Source organism: Bradyrhizobium sp. 45 (assembly GCF_023073155.1).
Taxonomy (GTDB): Bacteria; Pseudomonadota; Alphaproteobacteria; order Rhizobiales; family Xanthobacteraceae; genus Bradyrhizobium; species Bradyrhizobium canariense_D.
Genome location: NZ_JADPIX010000154.1, coordinates 208,743 through 225,998, shown reverse-complemented (window position 1 = coordinate 225,998; position 17,256 = coordinate 208,743). Strand labels below are relative to the sequence as shown.

At 64.0% G+C, this 17,256-nt stretch carries 14 protein-coding genes and 1 pseudogene; 4 read left to right on the top strand and 11 right to left on the bottom strand.

The window, feature by feature from the left end:
• Positions 1 to 108: 108 nt before the first annotated feature.
• The 6 genes and pseudogenes from IVB42_RS38145 to IVB42_RS38120 all read right to left on the bottom strand — a co-directional run bounded on the left by IVB42_RS38145 (position 109) and on the right by IVB42_RS38120 (position 6,956).
• A complete protein-coding gene (locus tag IVB42_RS38145) occupies positions 109 to 588 on the bottom strand; it encodes a MaoC family dehydratase (protein WP_018459212.1) in 480 nt (159 codons plus the stop codon).
• Positions 589 to 2,307 carry an AMP-binding protein gene (locus tag IVB42_RS38140; protein WP_247398161.1) on the bottom strand — a complete coding sequence of 573 codons (1,719 nt, stop codon included), beginning with the start codon at positions 2,305 to 2,307 and terminating at the stop codon, positions 589 to 591. It lies immediately after the preceding gene.
• Positions 2,307 to 3,212: pseudogene (gene mmsB / locus IVB42_RS38135) on the bottom strand (3-hydroxyisobutyrate dehydrogenase); the annotation flags it as partial. The gene IVB42_RS38140 and the pseudogene mmsB, both read right to left, overlap by 1 nt.
• A gap of 13 nt (positions 3,213 to 3,225) precedes the next feature.
• Positions 3,226 to 4,293 carry an enoyl-CoA hydratase/isomerase family protein gene (locus tag IVB42_RS38130; RefSeq protein ID WP_247398162.1) on the bottom strand — a complete coding sequence of 356 codons (1,068 nt, stop codon included), beginning with the start codon at positions 4,291 to 4,293 and terminating at the stop codon, positions 3,226 to 3,228.
• Positions 4,290 to 5,435, bottom strand: coding sequence for an isobutyryl-CoA dehydrogenase (locus IVB42_RS38125; protein ID WP_247398164.1), 1,146 nt, complete (start codon positions 5,433 to 5,435; stop codon positions 4,290 to 4,292). Before IVB42_RS38125 ends, IVB42_RS38130 begins: the two co-directional genes overlap by 4 nt.
• 24 nt (positions 5,436 to 5,459) lie before the next feature.
• Positions 5,460 to 6,956 (bottom strand): CoA-acylating methylmalonate-semialdehyde dehydrogenase, encoded by a 1,497-nt coding sequence (locus tag IVB42_RS38120; RefSeq protein WP_247398166.1) that lies wholly within the window; start codon positions 6,954 to 6,956, stop codon positions 5,460 to 5,462.
• A gap of 101 nt (positions 6,957 to 7,057) precedes the next feature.
• Between IVB42_RS38120 and IVB42_RS38115 the strand changes: the two genes are divergently transcribed.
• The gene (locus IVB42_RS38115; RefSeq protein ID WP_247398168.1) at positions 7,058 to 7,966 is read left to right on the top strand and encodes a LysR family transcriptional regulator; all 909 of its coding nucleotides are present in this window, start codon (positions 7,058 to 7,060) and stop codon (positions 7,964 to 7,966) included.
• Between the two features lie 3 nt (positions 7,967 to 7,969).
• Here IVB42_RS38115 and IVB42_RS38110 read toward each other — a convergent pair whose 3' ends face one another.
• Both IVB42_RS38110 and IVB42_RS38105 read right to left on the bottom strand, forming a co-directional pair.
• Positions 7,970 to 8,590 carry a TetR/AcrR family transcriptional regulator gene (locus tag IVB42_RS38110; protein ID WP_247398170.1) on the bottom strand — a complete coding sequence of 207 codons (621 nt, stop codon included), beginning with the start codon at positions 8,588 to 8,590 and terminating at the stop codon, positions 7,970 to 7,972.
• A gap of 59 nt (positions 8,591 to 8,649) precedes the next feature.
• Complete coding sequence (locus IVB42_RS38105; RefSeq protein ID WP_247398172.1) at positions 8,650 to 9,189, bottom strand: PaaI family thioesterase; 540 nt, start codon at positions 9,187 to 9,189, stop codon at positions 8,650 to 8,652.
• Between the two features lie 151 nt (positions 9,190 to 9,340).
• Between IVB42_RS38105 and IVB42_RS38100 the strand changes: the two genes are divergently transcribed.
• The 3 genes from IVB42_RS38100 to IVB42_RS38090 all read left to right on the top strand — a co-directional run bounded on the left by IVB42_RS38100 (position 9,341) and on the right by IVB42_RS38090 (position 12,852).
• Positions 9,341 to 10,111 carry an enoyl-CoA hydratase gene (locus IVB42_RS38100; RefSeq protein WP_247398174.1) on the top strand — a complete coding sequence of 257 codons (771 nt, stop codon included), beginning with the start codon at positions 9,341 to 9,343 and terminating at the stop codon, positions 10,109 to 10,111.
• A gap of 142 nt (positions 10,112 to 10,253) precedes the next feature.
• Positions 10,254 to 11,450, top strand: a complete 1,197-nt coding sequence (locus tag IVB42_RS38095) for an acetyl-CoA C-acyltransferase (protein WP_085352818.1) — start codon at positions 10,254 to 10,256, stop codon at positions 11,448 to 11,450.
• A gap of 106 nt (positions 11,451 to 11,556) precedes the next feature.
• A complete protein-coding gene (locus IVB42_RS38090; protein ID WP_247398175.1) occupies positions 11,557 to 12,852 on the top strand; it encodes an MFS transporter in 1,296 nt (431 codons plus the stop codon).
• 219 nt (positions 12,853 to 13,071) lie between these two features.
• On the opposite strand, the gene IVB42_RS38085 is transcribed toward IVB42_RS38090, so the two are convergent.
• The 3 genes from IVB42_RS38085 to IVB42_RS38075 form a co-directional block, all read right to left on the bottom strand.
• The gene (locus IVB42_RS38085) at positions 13,072 to 13,635 is read right to left on the bottom strand and encodes a hypothetical protein (RefSeq protein WP_247398177.1); all 564 of its coding nucleotides are present in this window, start codon (positions 13,633 to 13,635) and stop codon (positions 13,072 to 13,074) included.
• A gap of 301 nt (positions 13,636 to 13,936) precedes the next feature.
• Positions 13,937 to 15,646, bottom strand: a complete 1,710-nt coding sequence (locus IVB42_RS38080; RefSeq protein WP_247398179.1) for a response regulator — start codon at positions 15,644 to 15,646, stop codon at positions 13,937 to 13,939.
• A complete protein-coding gene (locus IVB42_RS38075) occupies positions 15,643 to 17,157 on the bottom strand; it encodes an ATPase domain-containing protein (RefSeq protein ID WP_247398180.1) in 1,515 nt (504 codons plus the stop codon). Before IVB42_RS38075 ends, IVB42_RS38080 begins: the two co-directional genes overlap by 4 nt.
• Positions 17,158 to 17,256 lie beyond the last annotated feature (99 nt).

The window sequence follows — 17,256 nt, the reverse complement described above, 5'->3', positions numbered from 1 at the left end:
CTCGATTTCGCCACCCTCTCTCGCGAGGGAGAGGGTTCGAGCGCACCGATTTGGACAACTTTTGAGCAGCGATGGGCTGCCGGGTCAAGCCCGGCAGCGACGGCCCACTCAGGCGAAATAGATCAACCCGAGCCAGTCCGCGACCAGCGCGGGCTTGTCCTCGCCTTCGATTTCCACGGTGACGTTGGTGCGCGACTGCAATTCATTCGGCTTGCGCAGCTTGGCTTCCGCCAGCACGAAACGGCCCCGAACGCGCTTGCCCGAGCGCACCGGCGAGATGAAACGCAGCTTGTCAAAACCGTAATTGACCCCCATCGTGGTGCCCGCGATGACGGGCATCACCTCGTAGGACATAATCGACAGCAGCGACATCGTCAGGAAGCCGTGCGCGATGGTGGTGCCGAACGCCGTCTCGTTCTTCGCACGCTCCGGGTCGACGTGAATGAACTGGTGATCCTCGATCACGTCGGCATAGGTGTCGATGCGGGGCTGATCGACCAGGTGCCACGACGACACGCCGATCTCCTTGCCAACCATGGCCTGATAGGCGTCCAAGGAAATCGGCGGCTTCTTCCAGACTTCGTTCACTTAGGTCTCACTCCGTGTTTTCGGCAGCTCCGGAAAGTCCTCTTCGCGGAATTCCCGGCCGCGCAGGGCATCATTGCGGTCGTCGTCACGCTCCAGCCGTCTCAGCTGAACGCGGCGGATCTTTCCCGAGATCGTCTTCGGCAGCTCCGTGACGATCTCGAGGCGCCGGATGCGCTTGAACGGTGCAAGGCGCGTGTGCAGATGCCTGAAGATGGAGAGCGCCGTCTCCGGCGAAGGCTCCGCACCGGATGTCAGCAGCACATAGGCCTTGGGGATCGCGAGCCGGATCGGGTCCGGGCTCGGCACCACGGCAGCTTCCGCGACGAGCTCGTGCTCGAGCAACACGCTCTCGAGTTCGAACGGGCTGATGCGATAGTTGGAGGATTTGAATACGTCGTCGGAGCGGCCGACGAAAGTGAGATAGCCATCGTCATCCTCGAACACGACGTCACCGCTGCGATAAAGCTCGCCTTCGGCGCCGGACAGCCCACCGTCGTCGCCCTGATAGCCCTGCATCAGGCCGGCGGGGCGGTTTTCGCCGAGCACTAGAGCCACCTCGCCCTCTTTGGCCGGATGACCATCGGCGTCGCTGACCTGCACGCGATAGCCCGGCAGCGGCCGGCCCATCGAGCCGACCTTGATCTTTTGCCCCGGCGAGTTGCCGGCCAGCGCCGTGGTTTCGGTCTGGCCGTACCCGTCGCGGATGGTGAGGCCCCAGGCGGCCTGCACCTGCTCGATCACTTCAGGATTGAGGGGCTCGCCGGCGCCGCAGACCTCGCGCAAGGCCACCTTGAACGACGCAAGATTCTCCTGGATGAACAGCCGCCACACCGTCGGCGGCGCGCACAGCGTGGTGACGCCGCAGCGGCCAATGGTGGCAAGCAGCCCCTTGGCGTCGAAGCGCGGCTGGTTGACCACAAAGACGGTCGCGCCCGCATTCCACGGCGCAAAGAAACAGCTCCAGGCGTGCTTGGCCCAACCGGGCGAGGAGATGTTGAGATGGACGTCGCCGGGCTTCAACCCGATCCAATACATGGTCGAGAGATGGCCGACGGGATAACTGCGCTGGCTGTGCCGCACCAGCTTCGGCTTTGCCGTGGTGCCCGAGGTGAAATAGAGCAGCATCGGGTCGTCAGCGTTGGTCGGGCCGTCGGCTGCAAAGCTCTCCGACGCCCTTGCGGCGTCATCATAGGAAAGCCAGCCATCGGAGGCCTCGCCCACGACGATGCGGACGATATTATCGGCGCCAAGACTTGCGAACTTCGCAACCTGGTCCTGCGCGGCCACCACCGCCTTTGCCTTGCCGCGATCGAGCCGGTCGCGCAGCTCGTCGGCGGTGAGCAGCGTCGTCGCGGGAATCACGACGACGCCGAGCTTGATCGCGGCCAGCATCGTCTCCCACAGCGGAACGACATTGCCGAGCAGCAGCAGGAGATGATCGCCGCGCTTCAAGCCTTGCGCGCGGAGGAAGTTGGCGACCTGGTTGGAGCGGCGCGACAACGCCCCGAACGAGAGCTTGGTCTGCCGATCCTGCGCGGCATCGACGATCCAGAGCGCAGGACGATCCTTGCTGTCCGCATTCGCCGCTAGCTCGGCATCGAACCAGTCGAGCGCCCAGTTGAAGGGAATCGGATCCGGCCAGCGGAAGCCCTTGACCGCTGTCTCATAGTCCGTGCGGTTGTGAAGCAGAAACGCGCGCGCTTCCTGAAATGTCGTCATTAGGCTTTCCCGGCCAGCCCCCTAACGTGCTCGATAATTCCGGAAAAATCCACCCCGCCCTGGCCGGCTGCGTCAAAGGCCTGATAGATTTCCTGCGCATGCTTGCCGAGCGGCGTCGCCGCGCCGGCGGCCTTGGCGGCGTCCTGCGCCAGTGTCAGATCCTTCACCATCAGTGCCGAGGCAAAGCCCGGCTTGTAGTCGTTGTTGGCGGGCGAGGTCGGCACCGGCCCGGGCACCGGACAATAGGTCGTCAGCGACCAGCACTGGCCCGACGAGGTCGAGGCGACGTCGAACAGCGCCTGGTGCGAGAGCCCGAGCTTCTCGGCCAGCGCGAACGCCTCACTCACGGCGATCATGGAAATGCCGAGGATCATGTTGTTGCAGATTTTTGCCGCCTGGCCCGCGCCGGCGCCGCCGCAATGCACGATCTTCTTGCCCATGTTCTCCAGCACGGGCTTTGCCGCTGCAAACGCGTTGTCCTCGCCGCCGCACATGAAGGTGAGCGTCGCACCCTTGGCTCCGCCGGTGCCGCCGGACACCGGCGCGTCGACCGAAAGCACGCCGTGCTTGGCCGCGAGCGCATGCGCCTGCCGCGCGCTCTCGACGTCTATGGTGGAGGAGTCGATGATCAACGCGCCCTTGGTCATCGCGGGAACGACCTCGCCCCACACGCCGAGCACATGCTTGCCGGCCGGCAGCATGGTGACGACCACATCGGCACCTTTCACGGCGCCCGCAGCGCTCTCTGCGATGCCGGCACCGTCGGCCTTGGCCTGGTTGCGGGAGGCCTCGGCGAGGTCGAAAGCGACGACCTTGTGGCCGGCCTTGACCAGATTGGCGGCCATGGGGCCGCCCATGTTGCCGAGACCGATGAATGCGATCGTGGCCATCTTGGTTTCCTCCGCTTGAAAGACGTTGTTAGTTGAACTTCAATTCGTCGGCGCCGATCTCGGCGAGATAGTGCGCAAGCATGTCCGGCGTGACGTCCTCGATTCGCGACGGCGACCAGGTCGGATTGCGGTCCTTGTCGATCACGGCGGCGCGCACGCCTTCGCGAAAGTCGTCGCTGCGGAAGACTTCCAGCGCAGCCCGATATTCGCGCACCAGGCATTCTTCCAGGCTCGACGCGGTGCGCGCGAGCCGCAGCAGCTTGAGCGTCACCACCATGCCGCGCGGCGATTTTTCGTTGAGCGTCTTCAACGTCGCCAGCGCGAACTCGGAACCGTCGCGCTTGAGCGCGGCAAAAATGTCTTGCATGCGGTCGAAGCCGAACAGTGCGTCGATCGCCGGCTCCTTTGCGGCGACCGGCCCCGCGATCTCCCCGGTCGCAAAACCGTTGATGAGCTTGCTGACATCGGCCGCGGTGACGCCCTGGCGAACTTTGGTCAGCGCGTCGCGCAACTCGGGCCATTTGGCCGCCGATACCACCGCGTCGGCAAACCTGGCATGGATCGCATCGGGGCCGTTCATGGTCTGGCCGGTCAGGCCGAAATAAGTGCCGATCTCGCCCGGCGAGCGTGACAACAGCCAAGTGCCGCCGACGTCGGGAAAGAAACCGAGCCCGACCTCGGGCATCGCAAGCCTCGTACGGTCAGTCACGATTCGATGGCTCGCATGCGCCGAGAGTCCGACGCCGCCGCCCATCACAATGCCGTCCATGAAGGCGACATAAGGTTTCGGGAATTTCTTGATCCGGGCGTTGAGGATGTACTCTTCCCGCCACAGGATCTTGCCGAGGTCACCATTGACCTTCGAACTTTCCCAGAGCGCACGGATGTCGCCGCCGGCACACAAGCCACGCTCGCCGGCACCTTCCAGCACGATCACGGCAACGGCGGGATCGGCCTCAAAACGGTCGAGCGCCTTGTCGATGTCGCGAAACATCTCCAGCGTCACGGCATTGATCGCCTTGGGGCGGTTGAGCCTGATAAATCCGGCCGAGCCTTCGACCCATGCGACCAGATCGCCCTCCTCCGCTCCACTCATCGGGCGCCCTCGATCAATTTGCGCGCCACGATCAGCCGCATGATTTCGTTGGTGCCTTCGAGAATCTGGTGCACGCGCAAATCGCGCACGATCTTCTCGATGCCGTATTCGCTGAGATAGCCGTAGCCGCCGTGCAGCTGAAGCGCCTGGTTGGCGACCTCGAAGCCGGCATCGGTGCCAAAGCGTTTGGCCATCGCGCAGAGCATCGTGGCGTCGGGATCCTTGCGGTCTAGCGCCGCCGCTGCGCGCCACAGGAACGTACGCGCGGCCTCGAGCTCGATCGCCATGTCGGCGAGACGGAACTGCAATGCCTGGAATTCGTCGAGGCGTTTTCCAAAAGCCTTGCGCTCTTTCATGTAGGAACGCGCCTTGTCGAGCGCGGTCTGCGCGCCGCCTAGTGAGCACGCTGTGATGTTGAGACGCCCGCCGTCGAGGCCTGCCATCGCGATCTTGAAACCGACGCCCTCCTCGCTCAGCCGGTTGGCGACCGGCACGCGGGCGTTCTCGAAGATCACGGCGCGGGTCGGCTGCGCGTTCCAGCCCATCTTGCGCTCGTTGGCGCCGAACGAGACGCCCGGCGTGTTGCCGTCGATGACCAGCGTCGAGATGCCGCTGGGGCCATCGCCGCCGGTGCGCACCATCGCGACCAGGAGATCGGTCCCGCCGGCGCCGGAGATGAACTGCTTCTGGCCGTTGAGAACGTAATGATCGCCGTCGCGCACGGCACGGGTGCGGAGCGCTGCCGCGTCCGAGCCGGCGCCGGGCTCGGTCAGGCAGTAGCTCGCGATCAGCTCCATGGTGCAGAGCTTGGGCAGCCATTTGTGGCGCTGGGTGTCGCTGCCGTAGGCATCGATCATCCACGACGCCATATTGTGGATGGAGATGAAGGCCGAGGTGGTCGGACAGCCCGTCGCCAGCGCTTCGAAGATCAGCGCCGCGTCGAACCGTGTCATGGCGGAGCCACCCACATCCTCGCGGATGTAGATGCCGCCCATGCCGAGCGTGGCGGCCTCGCGCATCACCTCGACGGGAAAATGCTTCTCCTCGTCCCAGCGCAGCGCGTGCGGCGCGATCTTTTCCGCCGCAAACGCCAACGCCATGTCGCGAACCGCGATCTGATCCTCGTTCAGAGCGAACTGCATCTGTTAGCTTCGCTCCAACGACGGTTACTTCATCAGCGGGATCGAGAACTCCGCGCCTTCCTTGACGCCGGACGGCCAGCGCGAGGTCACCGTCTTGGTCTTGGTGTAGAAGCGGACCGAATCCGGGCCGTGCTGGTTGAGATCGCCGAAGCCCGACTTCTTCCAGCCGCCGAAGGTGTAATACGCAATCGGCACCGGGATCGGCACGTTGATCCCGACCATGCCGACGTTGACCTTGGCCGCGAAGTCGCGCGCGGCGTCGCCGTCGCGGGTGAAGATCGCAACGCCGTTGCCGTAATCATGCTCCGACGGCAGCGCCAGCGCTTCCTTGTAATCGTGCGCGCGCACGACCGAGAGCACGGGGCCAAAAATCTCTTCCTTGTAGATCCGCATGTGCTTGGTGACGTTGTCGAACAGCGAACCGCCGAGATAGAAGCCGTTCTCGTAGCCCTGCATCTTGAAGCCGCGGCCGTCGACGGCGAGCGTCGCGCCTTCCTTGATGCCGATGTCGATATAGCCCTTGACCTTCTCGACCGCCTCGCGCGTCACCAGCGGACCGTAATCGGCGGAGGGATCGATCGAGGTGCCGATCTTGAGACTCTCGACGCGCGGGACCAGCTTTTCCATCAGGCGGTCGGCAGTGGCCTTGCCGACCGGAACCGCGACTGACACGGCCATGCAGCGTTCGCCGGCCGAACCGTAGCCGGCGCCGATCAGTGCGTCGACTGCCTGGTCCATGTCGGCATCCGGCATGATGATGGCGTGGTTCTTGGCGCCGCCAAAACATTGGCAGCGCTTGCCGGTCTGGGCGGCGCGCTCGTAGATGTATTGCGCGATCGGGGTGGAGCCGACGAAGCCGACGGCCTTGATGTCGGGATCGTCGAGGATGGCGTCGACCGCTTCCTTGTCGCCGTTGACGACATTGAGGATGCCGGGCGGCAGGCCCGCCTCGATCATCAGTTCGGCAAGCATCATCGGCACGCCGGGATCGCGCTCCGACGGCTTCAGGATGAAGGCGTTGCCGCAGGCAATCGCAGGAGCGAACTTCCACATCGGAATCATCGCCGGGAAATTGAACGGCGTGATGCCGGCGACGACGCCGAGCGCCTGGCGCATCGAATAGATGTCGATGCCGGGGCCGGCGCCTTCGGTGTACTCGCCCTTCATCAGATGCGGAATGCCGCAGGCGAACTCCGCGACCTCGAGGCCGCGCTGGATGTCACCCTTGGCGTCAGGAACGGTCTTGCCATGCTCGCGGGCAAGCAGTTCGGCCAGCTTGTCGTAGTCGCGCTGCACCAGCTCGACGAACTTCATCATGACGCGAGCGCGGCGCTGCGGGTTGGTCGCGGCCCATTCCGGCTGCGCGGCGCGGGCGTTTTCCACGGCGGCGCGAACCTCGGCCTTGGACGCCAGCGCCACCTTGGCCTGAACGTCACCGGTCATCGGCTCGAAAACGTCGGCGGTGCGGCCCGAGGTGCCCTTGACCTCCTTGCCACCAATGAAATGTCCGACTGAACGCATGGAATGGTCTCCTTGAGGCGAGCTTGAACGCTTTGACAAATCCTATCGACCTGCATTTTATAGGATTCAAGTCTGAGATAATGCACCATAGATGTGCGAAAATGCTGGATCAAGGCGCTATCGACTGGGACGACTTCCGCTTCGTGCTGTCCATCGTGCGGGGCGGCTCGGTTTCGGCTTCGGCAAAACAGCTCGGCGTCGACCATGCCACCGTGATCCGCCGCGTCGACCGGCTGGAGAAGCACCTCTCGGCCAAGCTGTTTGACCGGCGCAAGACCGGCTACCTGCTGACAGAGGCCGGCCAGCGCGTCGCCGACAGCGCGGAAGCGATGGAATCGACCATCGTCGCCAACCAGGAGCAGGTCGGTGGCTCCGTGGCGCGGCTGACCGGCACGGTGCGGATCGGCGCGCCAGACGGATTTGGCACCGCCTTCCTGGCGCCCCGGCTCGCTCAGTTCGCCGACCGGTATCCCGATCTCGACCTGCAACTGGTGGCCACCGCGCGGCTGTTCAGCCTCTCCAAGCGCGAGGCCGATATCGCCATCAGCCTGACCATGCCGAAGGAAGGCCGCATCGTCGGCCGCAAACTGCTCGACTACCGCCTCGGACTTTATGCCGCGCCCGCCTATCTCGAACGCTTCCCGAAAATCACCTCGCGCGAGGTGCTGCCGCAGCATCGCTTTGTCGGCTATATCGAGGAGCTCTTGTTCACGCCCGAGCTCGACTATCTGCCGCAGGTGTCGCCGAAGATCTCCGCACGCTTGCGCAGCGCCAATCTGATCGCACAACTCAACGCCACGCTCGCCGGCTTCGGTATTGCGGTGCTGCCGCACTTCATGGCGGCCGACTATCCGCAGCTGATTGCGGTGCTGGCGGAAGAGGTCTCGATCACCCGCACCTTCTGGATGCTGATGCACGCCGACAGCAAGGACCTCGCACGCATCCGCGCGGTGGCGGATTATATTTCCGAGATTGTGGAGCGCGAGCGGGCGTTGTTTGCGGGGCTCTGAAGCCTAGCTCTGCTTCGCCTTTTTCGCCGCCGCAGCCTTCGGCTCATGCCGCGCGCCGTCCAGCGCGCTGTCCTTGCCCGTCTTCAGCACCTCATCCGACAGCTCGCTCGAGCCGGCAATGCGCGCGAGCAACATGGTGCCGGCCATGGTCGCCAGCGTCGCGATCGCCTGCTTGCGCGCGGCCTTGCGCGGCAGATTCGGGATGAAGTCCGTGATCATCTCGATCATCTCGTCGAGCTTGCCGGCAAAGGCCTTTCGCGTCTTCGGGCTCTCTCGGGCGATCTCGGCGCCGAGCGCGGGGATCGAGCAGCCGTGACCGGGGTTGTCGCGATGCACCGCGGAGAGATAGGTCTCAACGATCTGACTGAGCTGCTTCTCCGGCGTGACCTGATCGGATTGCTTGCGCCAGTGCTCCATCGAGCGATCCATAGCGTAGCCAAACGCCTCGATCACCAGCGCCTCGCGGGAATCGAAATGGGCGTAGAAGCCGCCATGGGTCAGGCCCGCTTCCTTCATGAGGTCGGCGACACCGATGCCGTGGGCGCCCTTTTCGCGCAGCCGCACGGAGGCCTTCTTCACGATGCGATCGTGGGTTTCCTGCTTGTGTTCCCGGGAATAGCGCATGCGGATCTCATTGGATGTCGGGGGTCATCTAATAACACGGATATCGGCCGGACGGCGCATTAATTCCCGGTAAAATTGTTGCCGATCATGGAAAAGGTCGCCGTTGCGTGCACCGCAAGCGCCCCCTTATCGTCGCGGACAAATCCCTCGGCGTAGCTGGTCTGGCGTCCCAGCTTGATCACCTTGCCTTCGGCGGAGATCAACCCGGACCGGACCGAGAGCGGACGCAGGAAGGTCATTTTCAGATCGAGGGTGACGGAGCCCTGCCCGGGCTCCAGCCGGGTCGAGATCGCACACCCCATGGCGGTGTCGAGCAGCGCGGCGGCTGTGGCCCCGTGCAGGAGGCCTATGGTGTTTTCGAGATCCTCGCGCGGCTCGAGTTCCATGACGATCCGGCCCGGCTCGACCACGGCCATGATGAAGCCGATCAGCTTGGCAAAGGGTGGCGGCGGCAGCCTTCCGTCGCGGATGCCCAGCATCGCATCCATGCCTGACAGGCCCATCGCCACTTTCGCAGCCGGCGCAGGCACCTGCCATTCAACCACCCGCTCGCGCCGGCCCGCAGGCGAAAACAGGTCGAGTTGATCGATGTCGGTCATCGCGGCCTCTTTTGTATGATTTTCATCATACTATGCTGCGGACTTAGCGCTGGCAACTCCCTCCCCGCCGGCTTGACAAGCAATGCGTTTCGGCCCGGAAGTGTGACCTGACCGGCGTATTCGCACGTCTACGAAGCTCAGAGATCCTCTCATGGAAATGCTCAACAACCACTGCGGCGTGACGCGCGATGCGCGCGGCGTCGTTCATGTCGCGATCTGCAATGCCGGCTCGCTGAACATTTTGAGCTCGCCCGTCACCGATGCGGTGCGCGAAGGCCTGCAGCAGCTCTCGTCCGACCGCAGCATCCGGGTCGTGGTGCTGCGCGGCCAGAGCGAGAAGAGCATGATCGGCGGCGCCGACATCAAGGAGATGGCCAAGCTCGACCAGAAGTCCGCCGAGGCCTTCATCAGCCGCCTGCGCGACCTCTGCGAGGCCGTGCGCGCCTTCCCGGCCCCTATGATCGCGCGCATGCCCGGCTGGTGCCTCGGCGGCGGGCTCGAAGTCGCCGCGGCCTGCGATTTCCGGATCGCCGCCCGTGATGCGCATTTCGGCATGCCGGAGGTGCGGGTCGGCATTCCCTCGGTGATCCATGCCGCGCTGCTGCCGCGCCTGATCGGGTGGGCCCGCGCGCGCTGGCTGGTGATGACCGCTGAGAACATCGACGCGTCGACGGCGCTCGCCTGGGGACTGGTCGACAAGGTCGCGCCGGAAGGCGGGCTCGATGCCGAGGTCGAGCACCTCGTGAAAGCCCTGCTCGAATGCGGCCCCGAGGCGCTGCGGTCACAGAAGGCACTGTTGCGGCAATGGGAGGAGCTGCCGCTGACCGAGTCGGTAAATTTGAGCGTCAAAGTCTTCGGCGAGTCGTTCCTGACGGACGAGCCGACGCGGCTGATGGGCGCGTTTGTGAATCGGAAGCGGTAGGCGCTCTCCACCTCGTCCGATCGAACGAGCAAATCTCATCCGACCTACGACAATTTCTCATGCCCCGTGCAGTTGCATTTTTTGCGCCGCATCATATGATGACCGTAATCTTACATAGTTGGCATCTCACGGAGTCTCACCCATGGCCGAAGCCGCCGATCCCGTCGTCATCGTCTCCGCCGTCCGGACACCGCTCGGCCGCTTCATGGGCGAGCTTTCGCCGCTGGCCGCGCACAAGCTCGGATCGCACGTGATCGGCGCGGCACTGGAGCGTGCCAAGCTTGCGCCGGAGAAAATCGACGAGGTTTTCATGGGCTGCGTCCTTCCCGCCGGCCAGGGCCAGGCCCCCGCGCGCCAGGCTGCGCGGGCCGCCGGCCTACCCGATGCCACCGGCGCGACTACTGTCAACAAGGTCTGCGGCTCCGGCATGAAAGCGACCATGCTGGCGCACGACATCATTTGCGCCGGCTCGGCCGAGATCGTCGTCTCCGGCGGCATGGAAAGCATGAGCAACGCGCCGTATCTGCTCGCCAAGGCGCGTGGCGGCTATCGCGCCGGCCATGATCGCATCATCGACCATATGATGATGGACGGCCTCGAAGACGCCTACGAGACCGGCCGCTCCATGGGCGATTTCGGCGAGGCCACCGCAGAAGCCTATCAGTTCACCCGCAAGGACCAGGACGCCTTTGCGATGGAAACGCTCAGCCGCGCACGCAAGGCGGTCGAGGGCGGTGCGTTCAAGGCCGAGATCGCGCCGATCACGCTGAGTGAGAAGGCCGGCCCCCGCATCGTCGCCAATGACGAACATCCGCTCAAGGTCGATCCCGCAAAGATCCCCGGGCTGAAGCCGGCGTTCCGCGCCAACGGCACCATCACGCCGGCGGCCTCCTCCGCCAACGCCGACGGCGCCGCTGCGCTGGTGCTGACGAAGCGCTCGCTCGCCGATCGCAGCGGCCTGCCGGCTCTCGCCGTGATCAAAGGCCACACCACCCACAGCCAGGAGCCGCAATGGTTCACTACGGCCCCGATCCCGGCGATCCGCAAGCTCTTGGACAAAGTCGGCTGGAATGCCGGCGATGTCGATCTGTTCGAGATCAACGAAGCCTTCGCCGTGGTGGCTATGGCGGCCCAGCGCGATCTCGGCATTCCCCGCGACAAGCTCAACATCAACGGCGGCGCCTGCGCGCTCGGCCATCCCATCGGCGCCACCGGCGCACGGCTGATCGTGACGCTGCTGCATGCGCTCGAGGCGCGAAACCTCAAGCGTGGCGTCGCCGCGCTCTGCATCGGCGGCGGCGAAGCTACTGCGATCGCGGTAGAGCGCCTGACGCACTGACGAGAACGTCCGGAAATGAGGGAACTCTGTCATTTCCGACAGACGCGTCCCGTGCCATTCTGAAAACTTCCGCAGGCTCTCGCCTGCCCATCAAGATTGAGGCCCAATGATCTCGAACTGGCTCGCGGCAACACTCGGCCGCCGCAATATCCACTACGGCTGGGTGATGGTCGGCGTGACCTTCCTCACCGCGCTGATCAGCGCCGGCACGGTCGGCGCGCCCGGCGTGTTCATTGTTCCGCTTCAGAAGGAATTCGGCTGGAGCACGGCGGAGATCTCGTCGGCGTTGTCGATTCGCTTCATCCTGTTCGGGCTGATGGCGCCGTTCGCGGCGGCCCTGCTCAACCGCTACGGCCTGCGAAATGTCACGCTGACCGCGCAGCTCATCGTGGTCTCGGCGCTGGTGCTCTCGCTCGGCATGACGGAGGTCTGGCAGCTCGTCGCGCTGTGGGGCGTCGTGATCGGGATCGGCACCGGCATGACCGCGCTGGTGCTGGGCGCTACCATCGCGACGCGCTGGTTCGCGGCACGGCGCGGCCTCGTCGTCGGCATCATGACCGCGAGCGTCGCCACCGGTCAGCTCGTGTTCCTGCCGCTGCTGGCAAGCCTCACCGAACGTTTCGGCTGGCGGCTTGCGCTCGGCTTCGTCTGCATCGCGCTTGGTGTTTCCGCCCTCGCGGTCCTGCTCGCGATGCGCGACCGTCCGAGCGATTTGGGCCTGCGCCCTTTCGGCGACGAAGGCACCACACCCCTGCCCGCGCCGCCCGTCAGCCATGGCTCGATCACCGGCGTCGCACTCGGCACGCTGCGCGACGCCTCGAAGAGCGGCGCGTTCTGGGTCCTGTTTGCGACGTTCTTCGTCTGCGGCGCATCCACCAACGGCCTCGTGCAGGTGCATCTGATTCCGATGTGCCTCGATTTCGGCATCCCGCAGGTGCAGGCCGCGGGCTTGCTGGCTGCAATGGGCATCTTCGACTTCTTCGGCACCATCATGTCGGGATGGCTTTCGGACCGCTACGACAACCGCTATTTGCTGTTCTGGTACTACGGCCTGCGCGGGCTCTCGCTGATCTTCCTCCCCTTCAGCGATTTCTCGTTCTATGGGCTCTCGATCTTCGCGATGTTCTACGGGCTCGACTGGATTGCAACTGTGCCGCCCACGGTGCGCCTGACCGCGCAGAAATTCGGACCTGAGCGCGCCAATCTGGTGTTCGGCTGGATCTTTGCAGGCCACCAGCTCGGCGCGGGCACCGCTGCCTTCGGCGCCGGTCTCTCGCGGACGGTCTATCAGAGCTACCTGCCCGCCTTCTTCATCGCCGGCGCGCTCTGCGTGTTCGCCTCGCTGATCGTGCTGACGCTGTCGCGACAACCGAAGCCGAAGCCGCAAGCGGCGATGGCTTAGTATCTGATGGTGCCGGTGACGCCGTAAAATGCGGCGTCACCGATCCGCCCGACACGAGGCGGGTCGTCCGGGTTCGGGGTGCCGCTCGATTGCGGAAGACGTACCTGAAATAAAGCGCGACCAGCCGTCGCAGATCGAAAATCAGCAAGGCGAACCTGCCGTAACCGTCAACAGACGCCTTGCGGATGTTCATGCGTCGCAATTATGTCGGCTGGCCGCTCAGGCGAGGGACCCCCCGCGCGGGTTGACGATCGTATAGCCACGCAATGAACGCGCATGCATTCGCGTCGCGTGTCCGCCCGAGTTGGCATCGTACGCCATCCAGATGTCCCCTTCCAAATGCTGCTCGAGGACGAACACATGTCCACGTCGCGCTGCGACCATTCCCGGTGCGGGTGATGTCCGCGGGAAGCGCAGCCAATTGGCCGCAAGATTCAATTCCGGCACGATACGGCCGAACACGCGCAGAGCCGCGCCGCAGCCGCAGAAGGAGGAAGGACACCCTGCCGGACGACTGCCGACGACGCGGGCGCTGGAGATGCTCGTCGTCGCGGCGCCGCCCGCGTCGGTCACTGTCAATTGCGTCGCGCGATAGGCTTGTAGCGAGGACCTGGGATTCAGTGGGGACCGGGAAGTCCGCTCACGGCGCGGTTGCGAATACGAGAAGTCGCAGGGCATCGTGACGTTGCATTCAGGTACTTGATGAATGCGATAAGTCCGTGCTTCGGAAGCGACGGAGCTGAGGGCAACCAAGAGACACGCAGAAAGAACCGCCTTGAACATTGCAGGGCTCCAAATTGAAGATCCCTGCCCCGGCAATGAGAAACCAATAACAGTTTGGCTGAAATCGGCTAAAAGAACGGCCAAAAGTGGCTTCATTTGCGGGTCGATTTCTGCAGTCCTCATAGCCCAGACGTAGCGGCGGAGATGGATAACTCGCAGAGAACGAACGCGTGTCGTCGCAACTGAAATGCGATCGCATGTGCACGCGCCGCTCAGCGACGGGCGTCGACCGGCCCGAGCGCACAATTGCGCCGGGTACCCCTCGAGCCATAAACCCGGGCAGTGATTGTTGCGCGCTTGGTCAGCCCCGAGTCGTCGCCAACCCCGCTCCTGTGGCTATCGCAAAGTCCGATTTTGCAGCGCCGAGCGCTGCGGCGAGCTCGTCGATGTGGTAGGGTTTCGACAGGATCCGGATCCCAGCCTGCTCGGCGTCGTGAACCGCGGCTTCGGCGTATCCGCTCGTCAGCAGGACCGGAATGTCGCTTCGCCTTCTTCTGATCTCGCGCGCGAGTTCGACACCGTTCATGCCGCCCGGCATCATGATATCGGAAAACACCAGATCGACGGAGCGGCCGTCCGCTAGGGCACCGAGAGCCGCCGCAGCGCTGGCCGCGCGCGTGACCTGGTAACCGAGCTGCGCAAGCATCTCGCTGACGAGCGCGGCGACCTCGTCGTCGTCTTCGACGAGGAGGATTCGGCCCTGATTGGCCTTCTTGGGCCGAGCCCTGTTCAGGTCGATGAGGTGCCGTTCACCCGAAGGGATATTCCTGGATCGCGGCAAATAGAGCTCGATGCTGGTGCCCTCGTCGACGATCGATTTTATTTGAACCATCCCGCGTGATTGCGTCGCAAATCCGTGGACCTGAGCAAGCCCCAGGCCCGAGCCTTTCCCCACATCCTTGGTCGTGAAGAACGGTTCGAAGACCCGCGCCAGGATCTCGGGGCTCATTCCAACACCCCTGTCGACCACGGATAGGCGAACGTAATCGCCCGCGATCTCGTTCTCGTTCAGGCCGGCCAGGTTCTCGCCACGGACAACGATCGTACCGCCGTTCGGCATCGCATCGCGGGCGTTGACCGCCAGATTGAGAATGACCAGTTCGAGCTCTCCCGGATCGACCTCAACCGGCCAAAGCCCCTCCGGAAAATCGAACTCGACGTGAACGTCGCCTCTCAGGCTCCGATCGAGCAATTCGCGCATGCCGCCGATCTGCGCGGGGATGTCGACGGCCTCGGGCCGGAGCTTCTGCCGCCGTGAAAAAGCCAGAAGCTGCCTGGTCAGGCCCGCACCACGCTGCGCCGCCTGAACCATTCCTTCCAACAGCCGACGCCGCCGATCAGGATCGGTCTGTCGGTCGAGCATGTCCAATCCACCGGAGATCACCATCAGCAGATTATTGAAATCGTGAGCTACTCCGCCGGTCAATTGCCCAATGGCCTCGATCTTCTGGGCCTGACGAAGGGTCTCCTCGACGCGGGCGCGCTCTTCCATTTCGGCCCGCAGATGCTTGTTGGCCTCCTCGAGGGCACGGGTGCGCTCGACCACGAGCTTCTCGAGCTCCTGGGCCGTCCGCTCGCGCGCCTGCAGCAAGGTCCGAATCTCATATTGCCGCCGGCGGGCCCGCATTGCGGATTGAATTGCGCTCGTCAGCGTGATCGGCTGAACCGGGCGCTCGAGCAGCGAAACGTTGCGGAGTGTATCGACGATGCTGCGGCGCCAGGCAACCACCGCCGGCTGCTCCCGGTGGCTGGTAAGAATGACAAAGGGCAGGTCGGACCAGGGCGGCTGCCGCTCGATCCAATGTGCCAGCGGCTGGGTATCCTTTCCGAACAAGCCCTCCTCGGCGAGAAGCACCGCGCCCACGCCAGCCGACATCTCGTTGACCAGTTCAGGCAGACCTCGACAATTGATTGCCACGAGATTCGAACTGCGGAGAAGCTCGACCGATGCCGGTCCATCGCGGCCAATCGGAGCAAACACGAGGACGCAATGATCGCGGTCGGCGCTCATTCCGACAGCCCCTCCGGTATCTCCGTGCCCGAGTAACGCGGATTCCCGGAAAAGATGCCGCTGAATCCGGTCAGCGGAGGACCGACCGTAATGCCGGCACTGCCAAGACGAAACTCGCGGATGGAATTTTCATGATTGCCGCTGCGCTTCTTCACGACCGAGAGGGCGCGCCGCACCGTTCCGCCGACCTCGAAATAGCGCAGCATGAGCACGGCATCGCTCAAATAGCTGATATCGAGAGCCGTTTCCATCGGACCGACCAGCCCGTGCTGAGCGAGGATCAGGACGGTCAGCACGCCTTTCTGTCCGAGATAGCTCAGGAGCTCGTGCATCTGGAGGATGAGAAATCGCTCATCCGGCATTGCGTTGAGGTAGCCGTTCAGACTGTCGATGACAACAATTCGGGCGTTGTCCTTTTCGACGCTGTTGCGCACATTGGCGGCGAATTCGCCGGGGGACATTTCGGCGGGATCGATCTGTTTAAATCGGATGAGTCCCGATTGCAGATGGCTTTCAAGCGGCAGGCCCAGCGTTCGAGCCCGGGCCTCCACTGTGCCGCGACCTTCATCGAAGGCAAAGAACACCGCATGCTCACCGCGATCTGCCGCCGCGATCGCATAGGTCAGCGCGAGAGACGACTTGCCGACACCGGCGGCGCCCAAGAGCAGCGCACTGGTGCCGCGCTCGAGCCCTCCTCCCAGGAGCTGGTCGAGGTGTGCATTGCCGCTGGGCGTCAACTCACCGATAAACGAGGTGTGATGTTCCGCCGCCACCAGACGGGGGAATATCCGCACCCCTCCCGCTTCGATCGTGAAATCGTGGAAACCGCCGCGAAATCGAATGCCGCGCATCTTGATCACGCGAAGCCGCCGGCGCTCTGCCCCATAATCAATGGCGAGCTGTTCGAGCATCACGACGCCATGCGCGATCGAATGGAGTTGCAGATCGTCCTGGGAGGACGAGAGATCGTCGAGGAGGATGACCGTGCAGTTGCGGTTGGTGAAAAAGTGCTTCAGGGCCAGAACCTGGCGCCGGTACCGCAGCGGGTTCTGCGCAAGGAGGCGGAGCTCGGACAGGCTGTCCAGCACCACGCGCGCGGGATTGATCCGTTCGACCTCCTTAAATATCAGGCCTGTGGTTTCGCTCAGTTCCATTTCGGCGGGGTGGAAGACGGTGAGCTCGCGCTCCGGATCGAGCGTCGTCTCCGGCGGCACCAGTTCGAAGATGTCGACCCCTTCCAGCGACCAGCCGTGCCGCTGTGCCACCAGCGTCAGCTCACGCTTGGTTTCCGACAAGGAGATATAGAGCACGCGTTCACCGCAGCGGGCGCCCTCGAGAAGGAATTGCAGCGCCATCGTGGTCTTGCCCGAGCCGGGCCGACCCTCGTAGAGGTACATGCGATTGGGATCGAGCCCGCCGTAGAGGATATCGTCGAGGCCATCACTGCCGGTCGAAATCCTGGGCAACTCTCCGGGGTCGCTGGTTTGCGCCCGGCTTGATGAATTGATCATTGAACCCCCGTGAAGCTCCATCGCCGACAGTGCGCTCCGGCCCCGAGATGGGACGCGCGGTCAGCGGCCCGTCTCAGTCGTAAGGCGAAATCTGGCAAA